Here is a 20204-nt window from a genome sequence, read left to right as displayed (position 1 = left end):
AGGAGGTGTTGCTGAATATATATCCATGTTCATGGATTAAGTCCCCACTTGTTTTTAGGTGGGAACTAAATTAAGGCTTATAGGATCGCTTGGTAAGGCTGTGTTAGCCGGATGCTTACTAATATCTTAAGAGGCTAATATATAAAAAATATATTTACTTAACCTTGACTTAATGCTTATTTATATCCAGAGGTGCCTTTTGAAAATTTTGGAAATAGAAAATGAACTTAGGGATGTTGTAAGCCGGATTATTACCCAAGTAGAATTATCCACTAAGCAGAATAGGTATGATATTAATCTCGCCTTAGAAGATGCTTTCATTCCCATTCTCAAATCGATTTTTAATTTAAGTAATCTCACGAACTTAAACAGGAAACAAAAGAATTATCCTGGAATTGACCTCGGAGATGAATTTGACCGCGTAGCATTTCAAATTACTTCAAGTACAAACTTAGAGAAAGTAAAAAAAACTTTAACTCAATTCAAAGAAAAAACTTTTTATAATTCCTTTGATGAATTATTTATTTTAATGCTTACTAAAAAGCAGTCATCTTATAGCCAAAGTGTTATAGACCAAATAAGGGAGGATTATTTTGAATTTTATGCAAATGAACACATTATTGATTTAGGAAACTTACTTGAACGTATCACTGCCTTAAGAATACCAACTCAAGAAAGAATACTTCGTGAATTTAAGCTAATTTTGGGTGAAATTGACTCACAAATATCCTATTTATCAGAAAATGAAGAAAAAACTCATACCTTACTAAGCAATCTTGTGTCAGTTGAATTTCCTGAAAACATCTATGTTGCTGACTTAATTATCGATGATAAAGAAATCATTAAAGAGGCTAGAGCACAACTAAATTTTAAGAAAAATAAAGCAAATAAAAGCCTTATCGTCAAGCTTGCCTTATTATTAGCTAATAAATCTTCTGATGCTTGGGTCTGTTATGAAAATAAACTTTTTACTTTTATTAACTTAGAAAAAGATGTCAATATATTCAATGGAATAGTTGATAAAAACAATATAGAAATCTTGTCGTCTCAAGACCTTTGTCATAGTACTACAATAGATAATCTAAACATTTTTAAACAGCTACTTCATAAAGCAACAACCGAAAGGCTCAAACTTAGAGATGTATATTGGAATCAAGAAAATAAAAGCTTTTATTTTACATCAGAAGAAAACCATAGATCAGAAACTTGGGTAGGAAAGAAAAAAGCTACTCGTACCGTTTATGAAAAGGTTCTATCAAAAAAGGACCCTACTAAAATTGCACATCATAAACATCTTAGCTTTTCAATATCTTTCATGAATATTGAAGATCTATGGTTTTGTAATATTATCCCTAGTTGGCTCTATACATATAATGGCTATAAAAAATCACGCTTTCATGAAGATCTGCTTTCTAAACAGAAACGTCTTGAACATAATCAATCAGTAAAAAATCTTGTAAGATTTTTAGCCTACTTTCTAGCACATGATACTCCTTCTAGAGCTAGTGAAATTAGCTATAAAAATCTTTTAGAAATGACAAGTGAAACAGGTCCAATTTTAACTGACGCACTTTTAATCACAGATGATACAGAAGAAAAAATTTGGGAGGGTATAGAATGAAACTTAAAATTTTAGATGAACCAAGTCTTGAGTTCGGAAATGGTATTCATATTTGCCCGAAAGCTGGTATTGAAAATCAAGGAGTTTACGATAAGAAAGATGAACTAAGACGCAATGAACTGCGTGTTGGTATGGTAGGTCGGGGCGAAGGTCTAGATATGCTAGATGTTTGGCTTGATTATTGTACTCATGCGATTCTAGGTAAAGCCGAAACCCCATATCCAAACTTATTTCGTGGTTTTGGAGGGATTAATCAAACTTATGGATTCTATACTCGCTTAATCCGTTCCCCTCAATTTTCTAGACCACTTCAACGTACTGAAATTATGAAGATAATTAAATTACCGACTCGTAATGAAAGAGTACGTAGTTGCGTTGAACTCTACTATGACCAAATTAGATTTTTATCTGAAAATCGATCAATTGATGTAATTATTTGTGCAATTCCCGATGATTTATATAAAGCTTTGACTAAGGATACATCTTCAACAGAACCAATGAATGAAAATGAGGAAAATATTAGAAACGAAGAATTTGAATGTAATTTTCGTCGATTGCTAAAGGCTAAATGTATGCATTTAGGTATACCACTTCAACTTATCCAAGAAACTAGTCTTGATAAAGATAAACTAGCTGGTCGACAAGATATTGCCACTAGAGCTTGGAATTTTTGTACTGCACTATATTACAAAGGCAATAGAACTGTTCCATGGCGATTAGTAGAAGATAAATACAAACCTAAGACATGCTATATCGGTGTAGGTTTTTATTATAGCCTTGATAGAGAAACCGTTTCTTCAAGCTTAGCTCAAGTTTTTGATGAGTTTGGGCATGGTGTTATTCTTAGGGGGAGTCCAGTGGCCTTAGACAAAGACGATAAACGTCCATTCATGAATGAAGAACAAGCCTATGAACTATTACTGAATGCGTTAACAGAATATGATCGTGCTTTATATCAAATGCCAGCAAGAATTGTTATCCATAAATCGAGTAAATTTAGAGATTCAGAAATCAGAGGCTTCTCAAAGGCTATAGAAGAAAAAGGAATCCGATCTAAAGATTTTGTATCAATTACAAACACAAATATTAGGCTTTTTGGAGAAGGACATTATCCTCCTCATCGAGGGACTTTAATGACGTTAAATGACAATACAGCTATTCTATATACCAAAGGATTTATAGATTTTTATAAAACATATCCTGGAATGTATATACCAAACCCGATATTAGTTTCAGCACACGAAAATGACTCTTCTTTAGAGGAATTATGTAAAGAAATTCTAGGTTTAACAAAAATGAATTGGAATAATACTCAACTAGATGGTCGATTACCAATTACTTTGGAGTGTGCCCAAAAAGTTGGCGATATCATTAAGTATGTTCCTCCCAATGAAAACCCTCAGGTTAACTATAGTTTTTATATGTGAGAATATAAACAATAAAGCTTAAGATTAGTAAACGAACACTCATTTAATATTCTTATCACAATTGATTGGAATGGATAGTTTCAATGCTTTTTATCATGCCGATTTTTTGGCTAGACCAAAATAAATAATAATTTAATTTTTTATGCATTTGGTTATAACAAAAATCAATTTTTAGAAAATGACAACTTATGTGTCATAAAACTCTGAAAATGACACTTCTTGTGTCGTTGAGATTGTCATTATGTGTCGCAAGAATTGCTAAACTCTTGAATTTTTGAAATGGAAAATGACAACTTATGTGTCATCTGACGGATTCAAAAAATCCCGTCCTAATGGCGGGATTTTTTATTTCAATAAATAATGTTAGAATTCATTAAAATCAAAAACTTAAAATAAAATATGACAGAAGCTCCGCTGATTCAGCAAGGCATTATTCACTATTATTCTGGAAATAATCGTTCAGGCATCATTCAATCTGAAAAACAGCATTATATTTTTGATGCTGACACCATTTTAATTGAAGACACAACTTTATATAAAAATGCTTCGGTCTATTTCTACTATCAAGCAGATAGTAAAAAAGTTACAGCCCTTTCTTCTGATAAAAATCAGCTAGTCTCGTATGTACAACAAATCGACCAAGACCATAACAAACTGATAGAAGTTGAAAGTTCTAGTACAGAAAAATGTGACAAAAAGGAAACTTCTTTAAAAGACAAAATTAAACGTATTCAAGTTCTCAATAAACGCCAAAAACTCATCTTTTATAGTTGTAGTATGTATTACTCCTGTATTGCATTGTGGGTGTGTAATTCAGATCGTTTTCTAGGCTTAAAATTTCACATTTGTTATCTACTTATCATTGCAATCATTTTTATGATCATCTTTATACAAGATAATAAATTAACCCATACTGGATTGATCTGGCATAGTTTTGTTTTTACATTATTATTCTTTCAATTAACACTCTATGAATTACATAAATACCCAGAAACACTAAAGTTTCAAAGCCAAGAACTCTTATCTATTCGGGAAAACTTTGTTGAAGGGATCATCCATAATGAATATAAATCCGTCGGTTCAGGTAAAAGTCGCAGGTCGTGGACAGATACCGAACTACATACTGCACAAGGGGATATTTTCACGATTTACTGCGATTTCATAGATACTTACGACTCCTGTGATCGTCTCAGTTCACTTTCAGAAAAACCTGTCCGCATTGGTTATGCAAAAAATATAAATCAATATACGACTCACCATGTACTTTTGCTATCACTTAGCAGTACTGATCTATCTATCCCAAAAAGTGCGATGATCAATACCTATCAAGAGCAGAAAAATACCATTTTTATTTATCTATTCTTAATACTGTTACCTCTTTATTTAGGGCCAATGCTTTTACAGATTGATTATTTTCGTAACCCCCCTGAATCGAATATCGATGACTCTCCGCAGTTAGCCATCGAATGATCTTTTCAACATAAATAAAAATAAAAGCTGCAACAATGATATTTCTATTAAAAACTCTTCGTCACACTCAAGCCCGCACTCCAATTTCGCCCTTCTGCTGGCTCAAAAAAGCGCTTATTACTTTCATTCACAATCACAGAACCCGAATAATCTTTATCAAATAAATTATCCACACGTGTAAAGGTATTAAATGCCCAGTCATTCACTGTCCATTTGTAGCCGATATTTGCAACAGCAACCACATAACTCGGTGCTGTATCCGAGTTAATATCATCTACATAAACTTTATCGCTATAACGCACATCAACACCTGCGTGTAAACCAGTTTCAGGTTTCCACCCTAAAGCTAAAAACGCCTGATTTTTGGCAATCCCCGGAATATTGTTGCCGTTTGGAATTGGGCTAATCCCTGCAATATCTACCGTGTCTTTATCAAAAGTTGCATCTATATAGCTATAGCTGGCTTGTGCGGTCAAATCACGCCATACATCTTTTTGCCATGACAATTCAATGCCTTGTCTTAAAGTTTGGTCGGCATTACGAAAGGTTGCCTTACCGCCTTCATTTTTAAGAGGCACAATGTCATCTTGAGTCAGGGTATAAAACGCAGCAGCGGTAAATTTCCCCAGTGCATTATCCGACTTTAAACCCAGCTCATAGGTTTCACTTTCGGCCGCTTTTAAACTAAAAGGCGTGTTTGTTGTGACTGCTGGATAAGCCATTTCAGTAAATGTAGGCGTTTCAAAACCTTGCGCATAGCTCGCATAAGCCATCAGTTCAGGAGCAATCTGCCAGCTCAAAGCTAGTGAGGGCAACAGTTTTTGATAATCCGTTTTACCTGAGTTATCACCATTACTTAAAAAATGATCTTCGGTTTTAAAATGCACATTGCTATAACGCAACCCCACATCAACACTTAAAGCATCATTGATCGCATAAGATGCTTGAAGATAAGGATCTAGATTCCATAAAGTATTGTCTTCATTACGGCGAAGTTCACCTTTAACCCCCAAGGTTTCGCCAATAAAGTTTTTATAACCGCGACGTTCTTCAGTCATTGCGTCTATTGCAACACCCGCAATCAGTTTTAAATTAGGCAAAAGTTCTTTGCCTGTCCAGCGCAGATCTGTACCATAAAAATTACGATCAAAATCAATCACACCGCCTGCATGATTGGCACCGCCCTGCGCTGTTTGCGGAATCGATTGATATTGCGTGACTGAACGCTGCCCTGCATAGGCCATGGCATAAATTTCGTGCTGATCATTAATCGGTTTATTCCACGTTAAACCTGTTTGCAGCTGCTCAATATCTTTGCGAGCGTTGTATAGCAATACATTTTTTGCGACTTGCTTAGGATTTTCTTTCCAATCTTTTTTCTCTAAACCACCCGGATCATCTGCATCAATTTTAACGTAATTAGTTATCCAATTAATTTTAGAACCATCATCTAAATTCCACGTCAGTTTTGCATTGCTTAAAACTTTATTAGCCGCGCTGTGATCTCTAAAACCATCTGTATCAAAATAAGATGAACTTAATATATAGCTCGGTTCGTTGGCATTTTTTGCACCGCCTTGCAGTACAACACTGGCCTGACCTTTATTTTCGCTACCGCCTGAGTAACCCAACGTAATGGAGTCCTGCCCTTGCCCTTCACGGCTTGTGGTTAGAATTGTGCCGCCTGATGAGTTGCCATATAGTGAAGACAGTCCGCCACCCAAAACCTCAATATGATCAAGGCTATTTAAATCAATATTCGACGTTTGGCCTTGTCCATCTGGCATGGTCGCAGGAATTCCATCAACATATAAACGCACTCCACGTACACCAAAACTTGAACGAGCGCCAAAACCCCGCATGGAAATTTGCAAATCTTGTGCATAGTTTTCACGGTTATTCAGCTGTAAACCCGGCACACCTTTTAAGGCTTCGGACAGGTTAACGTTCATGCCTTTTTGTGGCTCTTGCTGGATGTAATACGCAGATGCAGGTGTCGCCATGACATCTCGATCAGTTCGAGTGGCTTCTATGACAATGGTATCTAATGTTTGAACTTTTGTTGTGTCATCTACCGCATAAACACTCTGTCCAATACATGCAATCAATAAAGATAACGTCGTTTTTAAAAATGGGAAATTCTGCTGATCATACATAAATGACAAACCTTATATTTAAGTCACTCAATAAAAATTGTGCAACATGAGCACATTATCTATTTTTAAAATCTGTATTTTTTTGAACATTCTAATGACATATTGTGTGATATGGTTTTTTAGCAACAAATCAACATCACTTTTATGCGTCAATCGTTTTCAATGCTCTCTAAAAATCTGGATAAAAAAAGCCTGACGAATCAGGCTTTTTTAATGTGAGTCATCGACTTACTTATTTTTGATCAGGCAATGCATAGGCAACCAGTGAGTCACCCATTTTGGTACCAAATGATCCATGACCACCTGCCATAATCACAACGTATTGCTTGCCGTTTATTTCATAAGTCATTGGCGTTGCTTGACCACCCGCAGGAAGACGACCTTTCCAAAGCTCATCACCATTGGTTACGTTAATGGCACGGATATAGTTATCTTGTGTACCACCCACAAACATCACGTTACCCGCAGTTGAGATTGAACCACCCAACATTGGCACACCCATTTTAAATGGTGGCAATGGAATGCCCGGCATACTGTCACGAATGGTACCAATGCGGCGTTTCCAAACTGTTTCATGTGTATTCAAATCCACACCCGCCACAAAGCCCCAAGAAGGCTGTTTACATGGCAGACCAAATGGCGATAAGAATGCACTGATTTCAACACCGTAAGGTACACCATACATTGGCTGAACACCCGCTTCAGTGCCCGCGCCTTTGGCAGTTTGTTTACGATTTGGATCTTGAGGGATCAACTTGGTTACAAATGGCAATCCAATAGGATTCATTACAGCGATTTGACGATCAGGGTTAACCGACATACCGCCCCATTCGAACACACCCAAGTTACCAGGGAAAACCAAAGTACCATTTTCAGATGGCGGTGTATAAATACCATCGTAGTTCAATTTATGGAACGCAACACGGCACACCAATTGGTCAAACATAGTGGCACCCCACATTTGTTTGTCAGTCAATTTGTCTTTAGGCGCCATATCAAAGTCAGAGAATGGCTGCGTTTTAGAGTACCACTCGCCTTTAGTTTGCGGACCAAGTTTCACTGTTTGCGGAACAGGTTTTTCTGTAATTGGCACAATCGCTTTACCGTTGCGACGGTCAAGTACAAAGGCATTCCCTGTTTTAGTCAATACATAAATGGCTGGAACAATATTGCCATCTTTGTCTTTAATATCTGCCAGTGAGGGTTGAGATGGTACATCCATATCCCACAAATCATGATGTGTGGTTTGGAAGTTCCAAATCAATTTACCTGTAGTGGCATTCAAGGCAAGCATTGAGTTTGCATAACGTTCATGTAACTTCGTACGGTTACCGCCCCAAATATCTGGAGTACCGACACCTGTTGGAACGTAAACAATATCAAGTTTTGCATCGTATGCTAAAGGCGCCCATGCATTTGGTGAGTTTTGAACATATTTTTGACCCGGTGCTGGAATTTTGTTTGGATCTTCCGCACCTGTATCAAATACCCAAAGCAGTTCACCTGTATTCACGTCATAACCGCGAATCACACCAGATGGTTCTTCTGTAGAGAAGTTATCTGTCGTTGAACCAGCAATGATAATGGTTGTACCTGTTACCACTGGAGGTGATGTTGGCACATAACCACCTGGATAAGGGAATGGCATGTCTTTTTGCAGATCAACTTCACCATTATGACCAAAGTCAGAACATGGTTTACCTGTAGTTGGATTTACCGCAACAAGTCGGCCATCGTTCACAGGAAGAATCACTTTTTGTGGACATTCAGCAGACGTAGTTTTTTTGGCAGCTAAGCTTGCTTCAAAACCAACGGTATTATTTGCATCAAAATAAGATACGCCACGGCAGGTTAAATGCTGGAATGTATTGTCTGCGACTAACTTCGGATCAAAAGTCCATTTCGCCTTACCCGTAGCAGGGTCCAACGCTGTCAATTTTTGGTGGGTTGTACAGATGTACATGTTGTCGCCCACTTTAATTGGTGTGACTTGGTTCGTGGTTTCACCTGAGTCATTCTCAGTTTTAAACTCACCTGTGTGATATTCCCAAGCCACTTTCAGATCTTTGACGTTGTCTGAGTTAATTTGCTTTAACGGAGAATAACGCAAACCTGATTGTGTACGGCCATAAGCAGGCCAATCTTCATCCGCTACACCCGGAATTGCTGCGTGCTGCTCTGGCTGCTGGGTTTTCAACTCACCGCGGATTTCTTGCGGGTCATTAAAAATGGCATAGATCATCACTAAAATCGTAATTAGCAATGAACCGCCCAGCACCATTTGTGCGGTTTTCGATGCATCAAAACCACGGGTTACTGCTGGAATAAGTAGCAATAAACCAAAAACACCTAAAATATCTAAACGCGGTGCAAGCGCAAAGAAGTCTGAACCAACCTCCCAAAGCCCCCACACCACAGTACCGAGTACAAGTACGGCATAGACAATAAGTGCAGAACTTTTTAGCTTTTGTAATAGAACTGCAGTTGCGATGAAGAGAATACCTGCAATGATGTAGTACCAAGACCCACCAAGTACTGCAAGATAAATCCCTCCAATCAGTAGGCCTAAACCGAAGATTGCAGCAACTACTGCCAATATCGTTTTAAGCACTGAACCTGATGTCGAAGTATTCATGTTGAACACCTTTAAAAGATTCTATAGAAAGCCGATGGATGGGGAATCCACGGGCACCTTATTATTCTTAGTTCCAAATGCAGTGATACCATCAACATGCATGAATTATGAATGCATCAAAGTGCTAGAAGAATCAAGAGTGCATTTGCAACTAAGAACATTCACTTAAAATGCAGTATTAAATTTAATACCGCCTATCCAAGCATTTTCGCCATTTTTATATGCACCCACGTGGCGTACATATTGGACATTCGGGCGAATGGTTAACCAGTTTGCGGCATGAAAACCGTAATAAATTTCTGCGTCATACTCTTCGCTTTGCAGACCACGGGCATCCACGGTGCCATTGGCAATTTTGGCGTCATTCACATCATCATTAATGCTGATTCGGCCTACACCAATTGCAATTTCATCCTTCGGACGGGCATCAAATGCACCCTTGTACACCAAGCCGACATTTTGCATATTGCTGACATTATTGGTGTCAGAATCATGCACTGTGAGGTTAACGAAACCGCTTAAACCGCGTGATGCATCATCTTTATGTGCAGTCAGTTGTTGCTTAGCAACGACCCAGCCGCCCTGATGATGATCTTTTTCATTGACAGGGCTGTTGATGACATTCGCATCTGCTGTGCTGTAGTAGTAACCCGCACGGTATTCACCCGGTAATTTGGCTGCACCTACTTTAGGTGACCAAACCACTTCTGCAGGAATAATCGCGCCATGTGAACCGTCTGTACTTAAATTCCAGCCTTTGCCACGTTCTAAGTTTTCTGGGTTGTATTCATACACCCCGACTTGGGCAAACACATCTGGACGAATACTATATTTCACACGGGCAGCCCACTGACTGACGGGCCAGTTGTACCATTGGTCGCCTACCCAGTTCCCAACTTGCGAACCGCAAAGCGCAAGGTTTTGAAAATCACAGTCGAAGCTGTTGAAATCTTCACCTTCACCAAAACGGCCGACTTTCACATCTAACTTTTGATCTAAGAATTGTTTCTTAATCCAAAAGTCTGTCAGGCGCCATGTTTGACCGCGGCCCCATACTTCTTGAGCAGAACTCAGATGTCCATTCAGCGCATCAGAAGTATTCGAAAGATTGCGTCCGTTACGCTGTGTCACGGTAATTTGCGCTTCGGTGTCCTTCCAGCCTGCAATTTTTTCCAAGTCAAGGTGAGCACCCAAGGCGAATTGATCAGCATACTCTGTGCCATGATTTGATGATTTTTTGGCATCAAGCAAAGTGGCCATTTCACCAGTATAGCCAAAGCTGAAGTCATAACCTTTATTTTGCAGTTCGGTACGTTGTCCATTCCAGTCACCCAACATCCATTGGCTTTCTGGATTAAATGCATCTGCCGCATAAACAACTGAATTAGAAAATAAAAAAACCACTAAAGTTGCATATACAGCCTTATTTAATGAAGAGAGGTTCATTTAAATAGTGCCTAGATCACAATTTATGTATATTTATGGTACTCCCTTTATATTTTTTTAATGTAAATAATATTTAAAAAGTATTAGTTTTGGTGATTTTTTGTAAAATACATATTTTTAATAATTTAAAAATCCACAACTAAATACTTGATTATTAATAAATAGTCAAATTAAAACCAATAAACAAAAAAAGATAAATAAAATCTTAGTCAAACTTTCAATTCTGTTTATGTAAAAAATCCTGCCGAGACAGGATTTTTTTTGTGGAAGATGTGAAAAATTCACTCAATCAAACTTGATTCTTCGGCTGTGCAATAAAGCTTTTCGCTAAAATCAAGCGTAAAGCATACGCTACGGCCATGGCAAATATGGCATAGCCAGCAGGCTCAATAAATTGTGGAATAGCTAGCACAATCACGACAGTCAGTGGATACAACAGCTTTTTAAAACCTACCTGATGATGTGCCTCATGTAATACATATAAACTGGTGGTGTATAAAACCAAACAAGTTGCCACAAAATAGCTTTCACGCATTGAGCTAATTAAGGCCTCATGTGAAACTACATCTACGGCCGCAGCCAAGCTGGCACCTAAGGCCGCAATACTAATGAACACAAAGAAATGCCCATAACCCCATGCAAAGGCCATTTTTCTGCTATTTAATCGCTCCGCGATTTCACTGTCGAAATATGCCCACCACATGGTAAACATCATGACCAAGCCACCAATCATGAGAAAAATAAGCTCAGTACTAAAGCGCTGATTGGATAATGCATCTGTCATGGCAATCGAACATCCCACAATAGATTCACCCAATACAATAATGGTCAGTAACGAATACCGCTCAGCAATATGATGGGCATGCCATGGCGTACGGCTAGCTGATTCTGCAAACATAGGCACACATAGTTCCGCAATGACCAGTAAAATGAACAAATAACCAGTAAAATTGACAGGGGAAAAATGAAAAAACAACCAGCCCAATTGCACTAAAATAATACCGCTTGCATAACGTAATGCAGTTTTACGCCGTTCGGGATCATGCTTGGCCACCCTAAACCACTGTGTGACTAGCCCCAAACGCATAATGGCATAACCAATAATAATCACATCGAAGTCTTGCTGTTGAAATGCGCTAGGAATGCCCGCGGCAATGACCAATGAACCAATAATCTGTACAAAAGTCACTATGCGATAAAAAGCATCGTCATTGTCATAAGCAGAAGCGAACCAGCTAAAGTTCATCCATGCCCACCAAAGCGCAAAAAACACCATGCCATAGAGCATTAAGCCATGAGCTAAATGATTTTCAACAATTGCATGGTGTAGCTGTTGCCCTGCTGTTGCAATGGCAACCACAAAAATTAAATCAAAAAGTAATTCGAGCGAGGTCGCAACACGGTGCTTTTCGTGGGGATCACGTGCTGATAGTGGCTTTAACCACTGTGCAATTGTAGGAGGAGTATTTGGCATTCAATACGCTTTTTATTTAAAGTTATTTAAAGTTATTTAAACAAATTTTTTCAAATTCACTCCTTTCATACAAGTTGAATTACAAAATAAAAAAATCCCGCGCAAGGCGGGATTTTCTATCTCATGAATTAAAATAAAATTTGTTGGTTTTTCAGTAAATCTTCCAGTGAAAAATCTGTGTTTTGATTGTTTAAAATTAATAAATCAACAGCAGCGTGTGCTCCTGCCGAACCATCCCGATCGACTGAAACAGTCATTGTTTTATTGCCACTGTCATAAGTCAACTTCACAAACTGATCCAAATTACCTGCATTCACATTACTATCCAGTAGCGCAGAAATATCTATTTTATCTGCCTCTGTATCAGTATTTACATTGCCAAGATGAAAATCATTCCATGTGTCCAGGCCATTGCCACCATCATTATCCGCCGCGTTCAGCAATTCAAAGATTACGGTGTCTGAACCAGCGCCACCACTTAACAGATCATTCCCTGCACCACCAATCAGAAGATCTTTGCCTGTACCACCAATCAATTCGTCATCGCCTGCTCCCCCAAAGAGTGTGTCATTACCAGCACCACCATTTAATGTATCTGTGCCGTCACCACCTCTTAACAAGTCATGACCTGAACCGCCTGTTAACGTGTCATTTCCAGTTGATCCATAAATTCGGACATCTGTACTATTAGCGTGCTGATCATAATCAGCGGCTTGATCAAAGTAAGTCGGCGATGCACCCAACAGTTTCACATCGGCTAAGGTTGTAGTGGATTGACCTGTTGGAGACTGAGGCGTCGGAATTATCGGTACGAGCGGTAATATTGGGGATGCATTTGCAATAAATGTAGGTATTGTAGAAGTAGGACTAGGTATGCCTGATTGTGTCGCATCCCACACATCTACTATTAATGTACTTGCCACATTTAATCCAAGTAAGGCTGACTGATGGACTGTGCTTAAGAATTCTAAAATAGCAGCATTAGAAACCAATCCCCCATCCGACGCCGAAATTCTTAATCCATAAGTTGCAGCGATAGCTCCTAATACACCTGCATCATAAGTTTGAACAACTTGAAGACCTAACTGATCTGCAAGTACTGTTGAATATTTCCAGCCTCCAGCTAAAGTCATTACTGAAACAAGAGATATTTCTACTTGTTTCAAATCATTATTTACATCATAGGCAGCAAATGGTCGATCTTCCAATTTCAGAACACCAAGTAAATCTGCGCCAACCAAGCCAAGTAAAGAACCTGTTTGAATAATCGCCACAGGTAGTGTATTGGCAATCACTGGGTCAGCACCTTTTACTGATAAATCAAAAGTAGATGTTGATTGATTTCCAGCTACATCTGTCGTAGTTGCCGACCAAGTATGTGTGCCTATCGCCAAAGCTGTAGGTTGTGTATAAGACCACTTTCCTGTAATTGCATCAGCTATTACAGATGTTAACGTACCATCTGGCAATGTAAGACTAATACTTGCACCAGGATCAGCAGTACCATATAAAGTCGGCTGCGTATCATCGGTTGAGCCACCACTGTATAAGCTTCCTTGACTTGAACCTGTGTCATCCTGCGCGCTTAAAATGGCAAGCTTAGGTGCTGTCGTATCAACCGTAATCACAGGTAAGTTTGTAACTGAACTATTTCCAGCTGTATCAACCTGTTTAACTTGCAGATTATTATAAGTTCCATCTGTCAAAGTGAAGCTTTTGCCAGAACCTTGAACCCATGTCGTACCATCTTTGCTGTAATACCATGTAGCCCCTTGTTCAAGCCCATCGATATTGATTTTACCATTTGAAGTAATATGATCCGTCGCGAGAGATCCCGTATCCTGAGCAAGTACAGCAGTTAATTGTCCCACTGTATGATCAACAATATTGATTTTAAGGACTGCACTGGCCTGATCTGTACCGTTTTTGATGGTATAGCTAAAACTATCTGACTGACCAACAGAATTTGCATTAGTGACTATATAGGTATAATCCCCTGTTTTATCAATAACGAGCTTGCCATACACACCATAAACCGTAATTTTATTTGTAAGACTATCTGGGAAATAATCTTTGCCATTGAAGGTAACTTTTATAAGCTCAGAGCCTATAGCTGGCGTATCTGCTGAAGCACCGCCAACACCTGTAATCACGTTACCCACTTGATCAAAATCACCAAATACAGTTTCGGTTAACTGCGTAGTAATGTTCGTATCTTGCAGTATAGTCAAAGTATTGTTTAACAAAGCCTGCGATACAGCATCCAAGACTTTATCCGTTAATGTTAATAACCCACCTGTAACAAATAACGGTGCTAACAATCCACTTTGAGCATTTAGCAATGTTGTAATTTCACCAACAACAACACCCAAACCCGAGCCATTCAATGGTGTTAATATGCCATTTAATAGCACACCTATACTATCTGCAATTGCACCGCCACCGAGTGCGCTTTTAACAGCATTTACGATCAATACCTGATTATCAGCACCTAAAACCATACCATTGGCACCCAAATCGGCAATCGTTAAGCCTTGTACCAATTGATTTAACTGACTTGAGTCGCTACGTACCACAACATTATAAGTACCCGGTTCAAGTCCATTAATTGTGGCAGCTAAAGTATCATTTCCAAGTAAACCTAAAACAGGCAAGCCAGCGACGTTACCAAGTAAAGAATTCGATGTTACTGCTGAATAAACCACCTTACCTGTCGCATCAATAACATCCAATCTAAAAGCATTGGCAACAGATACTAACGCTGTCTGCTTAATTTGGATCGAAAGCGTACCTGCACTATTTGCTGCAACGGTAACGGATGCACTATTGCCAGCGTTGTAGTTTGAATCCAAAAGACCAATCACATCTAAATTGCTACTGGTTTGTGCTGCATGGGCTACTGTTGTTTTAGAAATAATATCAAGTATAAGCGTATCATCTGTAGCAATAAGCTTGGTTTGGGTCGAGCCGTTGACCAGACCACCAATTAAGTTGTTGGTGCTAAAGCCATTGGCATCATTGCCTGCAATGTCTTGGATGACGCCAGTGCTGTCATTCAGGATTGGTGTTTTGTCTGCATAGACCACGTTCACCACATCGGTGCTGTAGATGGTTTGTGGCAGTATGAGGGTCACGGTGTTGCCGTTGATGCTGACATCTGTATCGCTAATGGTCTGTAATTGGCCATTCACCAAGACATTGAATTGTGCCCCTGCTGGTTTTACCCCAGAGTCTAATGTTTCACTGAAGCTTAGGCTGATGCTCTTACCATCCGTCGCAACGCTTGCACTGCTTAAGTACGGTGCTGTGGTGTCTGGTGTCGCTGGCGGAGTTTGGGTCGAGCCGTTGACCAGACCACCGATTAAGTTGTTGGTGCTAAAGCCATTGGCATCATTGCCTGCGATGTCTTGGATGACGCCAGTGCTGTCATTCAGGATTGGTGTTTTGTCTGCATAGACCACGTTCACCACATCGGTGCTGTAGATGGTTTGTGGCAGTATGAGGGTCACGGTGTTGCCGTTGATGCTGACATCTATATCGCTAATGGTCTGTAATTGGCCATTCACCAAGACATTGAATTGTGCCCCTGCTGGTTTTACCCCAGCGTCTAATGCTTCACTGAAAGTTAAGCTGATGCTCTTACCATCTGTCGCAACGCTTGCACTGCTTAAGTACGGTGCTGTGGTGTCTGGTGTCGCCGGCGTGGTTTGGGTCGAGCCGTTGACCAGACCAGCAATTAAGTTGTTGGTGCTAAAGCCATTGGCATCATTGCCTGCAAGGTCTTGGATAACGCCAGTGCTGTCATTCAGGATTGGTGTTTTGTCTGCATAGACCACGTTCACCACATCGGTGCTGTATATGGTTTGTGGCAGTATGAGGGTCACGGTGTTGCCGTTGATGCTGACATCTGTATCGCTAATGGTCTGTAATTGGCCATTCACCAAGACATTGAATTGTGCCCCTGCTGGTTTTACCCCAGCGTCTAATGCTTCACTGAAAGTTAAGCTGATGCTCTTACCATCTGTCGCAACGCTTGCACTGCTTAAGTACGGTGCTGTGGTGTCTGGTGTCGCCGGCGTGGTTTGGGTCGAGCCGTTGACCAGACCACCAATTAAGTTGTTGGTGCTAAAGCCATTGGCATCATTGCCTGCAAGGTCTTGGATAACGCCAGTGCTGTCATTCAGGATTGGTGTTTTGTCTGCATAGACCACGTTCACCACATCGGTGCCGTAGATGGTTTGTGGCAGTATGAGAGTCACGGTGTTGCCGTTGATGCTGACATCTGTATCGCTAATGGTCTGTAATTGGCCATTCACCAAGACATTGAATTGTGCCCCTGCTGGTTTTACCCCAGAGTCTAATGTTTCACTGAAGCTTAGGCTGATGCTCTTACCATCCGTCGCAACGCTTGCACTGCTTAAGTACGGTGCTGTGGTGTCTGGTGTCGCCGGCGTGGTTTGGGTCGAGCCGTTGACCAGACCACCAATTAAGTTGTTGGTGCTAAAGCCATTGGCATCATTGCCTGCAAGGTCTTGGATAACGCCAGTGCTGTCATTCAGGATTGGTGTTTTGTCTGCATAGACCACGTTCACCACATCGGTGCTGTAGATGGTTTGTGGCAGTATGAGGGTCACGGTGTTGCCGTTGATGCTGACATCTATATCGCTAATGGTCTGTAATTGGCCATTCACCAAGACATTGAATTGTGCCCCTGCTGGTTTTACCCCAAAGTCTAATGTTTCACTGAAGCTTAGGCTGATGCTCTTACCATCCGTCGCAACGCTTGCACTGCTTAAGTACGGTGCTGTTGTGTCTGGTGTCACTGGCGGGGTTTGGGTCGAGCCGTTGACTAGACCACCAATTAAGTTGTTGGTGCTAAAGCCATTGGCATCATTGCCTGCGATGTCTTGGATGACGCCAGTGCTGTCATTCACATTTGGGTTTGTATCTGTATAAATAACTTGAACATCCTGACCTGCATAAATTTTATTATCTAATTTTATTTCTATTTGCTGACCATTGATGCTTACTGAATATTCGGCAGGTAAAACAACTTTTCCATCCACAACAACAATAAATTTTGCTGGATTTATATTGGCATTTGGATCTAGTGCTTCGTTAAAACCTAAAATAATGTCGCCTGCAGCATTTACCACGGCACTGGTCATCTGCGGACTTGTGCTATCTGGCACAGATGTTTGAATTTTATCTGAAATATTACCAGACTGATCTACAGCAGTGACATCTACAATTTTACCTTCAGTCAAAGGTGGCTGAAAATTGATAGTGACATTACCATTACTATCTGCAATTGCAGAACCGAGCAAATTCCCCGTAGTATCCTTCACATTAACAACAGCATTTGGCTCAGTTTTTCCTTGTAGCACCTTACCGTCGAAGGCGGTAATTTGAGGTTTATCAGGTGCTGTCGTATCACTGGTTGTAGGTGCTGAATCTTTTGAGTTTGAGTTATTACTGGCAATTGCAACTCCACCACCAATAGCTACAGCCCCTAAAGCCCAAGGCCATATTCCAGCAAAAACACCTCCACCACCTGTTGCTCCAACCAAGCTCGAATCTAATGGATGATAACGGATAAGATCGGTAAAAACATTGCCTTGAGCATCCGTAAACTCAGCCCAATATAACTTATTACCATGCTCAAATACTAAATAATTTGAATTTACCGGCATTGTAAAAAAATTATCAACTGTAATTATTTCACCGCTCTTCAAAGTAATGATTGCTGCATCACCTTGTCGAGTTATACTTGCAACATCATTATAATCAATATCAATCTTCACAATTGATTCTTTAACCAAATGAATATTATTTGATTGAGTTACATCAATAATTGATCCATTATCTTTTGAGAGAACTTCTATTTTTATAGTCATTTTGAAACTCCACAAATACTTTATGATGGTTCTAACTTGATTTACTTCCATCATTGTTAATAGCAGTAGTGATGCCTCAAAAAAATGCCATTTATCGCCCAAAAAAAGTGCAATGCATCGTTAGATCAGTGCGATATATCACCTCCGCTCAAATTAAGTTTAGATCAATGATTTTAATTGTATTTTTTATTTGATAAAAAAATCTCATTTGCGCAAACCCATGAGATTAACATCACAAGAAAAGCAACGATTAGTGAAGCAAACGACATGATTTTGTAATTATTATTTTTTGTTACCAAAATACATAAACAACCTAAAAACTTACATAACGCTACATGATGAAATACTTAATGACACAATCAGCTCTATAGGAATGAAAATCCCATTTATGTAGTACAAAAATATAAAACGATTTAATAAACACGAATAAATATTTTATTTAAAACAAAGATATTAAAAACCCTCTATATATTTAATAAGAAATTAAATTTCTCTTAAATATATAGAAGGAATAAAAATACTGATTAAACCAAATTTATTAATGCATTAAAACTGTCTATTTTATAACATGGCTGTGCATGTTCTATTTCTTCCGACGTGCCATAACCATAGGTCACTGCAATTGTTTCAATTCCATTTCGACGCGCGCCCAATATGTCATATTCACGATCACCAACCATAATGCACTCACTTGGGTCTAGCTGCTCTTGTTGCAAAATATAGGCAATTAAATCACCCTTATTTGTACGTTCACCGTTCAGCTCACTGCCATAAATGACTTTAAAATACTCGGCCAAATGAAAGTGCTCTAAGATCTGCTTTGCGTAAATGGTGGGCTTTGCAGTCGCTACATATAAAGCATATCCCTTTTGCTGTAAGTGCTTTAAGGTCTCTGCTACTTGTGCATAGACCATATTTTCTAATAAACCAATGCTAGAAAATCGTTCACGATAGCCCAATAGAGCCTGCTCGGCTAAGTCATCCTCTACACTGACTTGTAAAATTCGAGCCAATGATGCTTTCAGTGGTGGTCCAATAATCCAATCAATATTCAAATCATCTGCAATCGGATGCCCAACTTTAGCCAAACCATAACGCGCACATGTCGTAATCCCTACTTTTGGGTCAGTCAGTGTTCCATCCAAATCTATCAAAATATTTTTAATCACACGTGTTCCTTGGCTTGATTTACGCAGAGCAAAAATGCACTCGAGTGTTCTTTCAAAGTTGCCTATACTAACGCATATTTATTCAATGAAGGATATCCTTGTGCGCCCTACAGTGCTGTGTTTTTCAGGCCTCGACCCTTCTGGTGGTGCTGGGCTTCAAGCCGATATTGAAGCCATTGGCCAAAGTGGTGCACATGCAGCCATTGCCTGTACTGCGCTGACCATTCAAAACTCGCAGCAGGTATTTGGTTTTGAAGCCACGCCTAAAGCATTGCTTCTTGCGCAGGCCAATGCTGTCGTAAATGACCTTCCTATTCGCTGTGTAAAATCGGGTATGTTAGGCACGACCGATAACATTGCAGCGCTGGCTGAATTTTTACAGCAACACCCAGATTATCAATATGTATTGGACCCTGTATTGGTGGCCAATAGTGGTGGTTCTTTGGGCAATCAAGCGACTTTGGTTAAAGCTTTTGCCGAACTCATTCCATTAGCTAGCATCATTACGCCAAATACAGTTGAGCTACGTGCGCTTACAGGTGAAAATGATTTAGATCTGGCGACGCAAAAATTATTTGCGATGGGTGCAAAAGCAGTCCTTGTCAAAGGTGGACATGAAGATACACCTGAATATATTCGTAATGCCTTATATATACAGGGTGAATTAATTTCAGAAACCCGTTGCCCACGCTTAGCAGGTGAATACCATGGTTCTGGTTGTTCACTGGCCAGCTTTATTGCAGGTCGTTTAGCTCAAGGCGATGCACTTAAAACTGCAGTACAACATGCCGAAACATGGCTATTTGGTGTGTTAAAGAATGCCGAGTCCCCTGTTGAGGGTGGCCAAAAAATTCCTAAGCGTTTTTAAACAAAAAGCCCTGAATCATTCAGGGCTTTTTTAATATGAAC

10 protein-coding genes are annotated in these 20204 nt (G+C 39.6%); 4 read left to right on the top strand and 6 right to left on the bottom strand.

Features of this window, described 5'->3' with window-relative positions:
• The first annotated feature begins 199 nt into the window (after window positions 1-199).
• The 3 genes from HYG93_RS08805 to HYG93_RS08795 all read left to right on the top strand — a co-directional run bounded on the left by HYG93_RS08805 (window position 200) and on the right by HYG93_RS08795 (window position 4518).
• A complete protein-coding gene (locus HYG93_RS08805) occupies window positions 200-1621 on the top strand; it encodes an SMEK domain-containing protein (protein WP_178962368.1) in 1422 nt (473 codons plus the stop codon).
• Window positions 1618-3048 carry a hypothetical protein gene (locus HYG93_RS08800; protein ID WP_126132116.1) on the top strand — a complete coding sequence of 477 codons (1431 nt, stop codon included), beginning with the start codon at window positions 1618-1620 and terminating at the stop codon, window positions 3046-3048. Before HYG93_RS08805 ends, HYG93_RS08800 begins: the two co-directional genes overlap by 4 nt.
• A 399-nt stretch (window positions 3049-3447) precedes the next feature.
• Window positions 3448-4518: a hypothetical protein gene (locus tag HYG93_RS08795; RefSeq protein WP_106985475.1), complete on the top strand. Its 1071-nt coding sequence runs from the start codon at window positions 3448-3450 to the stop codon at window positions 4516-4518.
• Window positions 4519-4565: 47 nt separating this feature from the next.
• Here HYG93_RS08795 and HYG93_RS08790 read toward each other — a convergent pair whose 3' ends face one another.
• The 6 genes from HYG93_RS08790 to HYG93_RS08765 all read right to left on the bottom strand — a co-directional run bounded on the left by HYG93_RS08790 (window position 4566) and on the right by HYG93_RS08765 (window position 19295).
• Entirely contained in the window at window positions 4566-6674 is a 2109-nt protein-coding gene (locus HYG93_RS08790; protein ID WP_106985474.1) for a TonB-dependent receptor, read from the bottom strand.
• A gap of 232 nt (window positions 6675-6906) precedes the next feature.
• Window positions 6907-9309, bottom strand: coding sequence for a glucose/quinate/shikimate family membrane-bound PQQ-dependent dehydrogenase (locus tag HYG93_RS08785; RefSeq protein ID WP_178962366.1), 2403 nt, complete (start codon window positions 9307-9309; stop codon window positions 6907-6909).
• Between the two features lie 165 nt (window positions 9310-9474).
• Complete coding sequence (locus HYG93_RS08780; RefSeq protein ID WP_178962364.1) at window positions 9475-10755, bottom strand: carbohydrate porin; 1281 nt, start codon at window positions 10753-10755, stop codon at window positions 9475-9477.
• Window positions 10756-11044: 289 nt separating this feature from the next.
• Window positions 11045-12229 (bottom strand): low temperature requirement protein A, encoded by a 1185-nt coding sequence (locus tag HYG93_RS08775; RefSeq protein WP_106985471.1) that lies wholly within the window; start codon window positions 12227-12229, stop codon window positions 11045-11047.
• Between the two features lie 128 nt (window positions 12230-12357).
• Window positions 12358-18126 carry a SwmB domain-containing protein gene (locus HYG93_RS08770; RefSeq protein WP_178962362.1) on the bottom strand — a complete coding sequence of 1923 codons (5769 nt, stop codon included), beginning with the start codon at window positions 18124-18126 and terminating at the stop codon, window positions 12358-12360.
• Between the two features lie 524 nt (window positions 18127-18650).
• Window positions 18651-19295 carry an HAD-IA family hydrolase gene (locus tag HYG93_RS08765; protein WP_120365767.1) on the bottom strand — a complete coding sequence of 215 codons (645 nt, stop codon included), beginning with the start codon at window positions 19293-19295 and terminating at the stop codon, window positions 18651-18653.
• Between the two features lie 100 nt (window positions 19296-19395).
• Here HYG93_RS08765 and HYG93_RS08760 point away from each other — a divergent pair, with 100 nt between their 5' ends.
• A complete protein-coding gene (locus HYG93_RS08760; protein WP_121595004.1) occupies window positions 19396-20163 on the top strand; it encodes a hydroxymethylpyrimidine/phosphomethylpyrimidine kinase in 768 nt (255 codons plus the stop codon).
• Window positions 20164-20204: the final 41 nt, after the last annotated feature.

The sequence above is a fragment of the Acinetobacter sp. SwsAc6 genome (assembly GCF_013391565.1).
GTDB classification, from domain to species: domain Bacteria; phylum Pseudomonadota; class Gammaproteobacteria; order Pseudomonadales; family Moraxellaceae; genus Acinetobacter; species Acinetobacter cumulans.
This window is presented reverse-complemented; position numbering and strand designations above follow the sequence as displayed.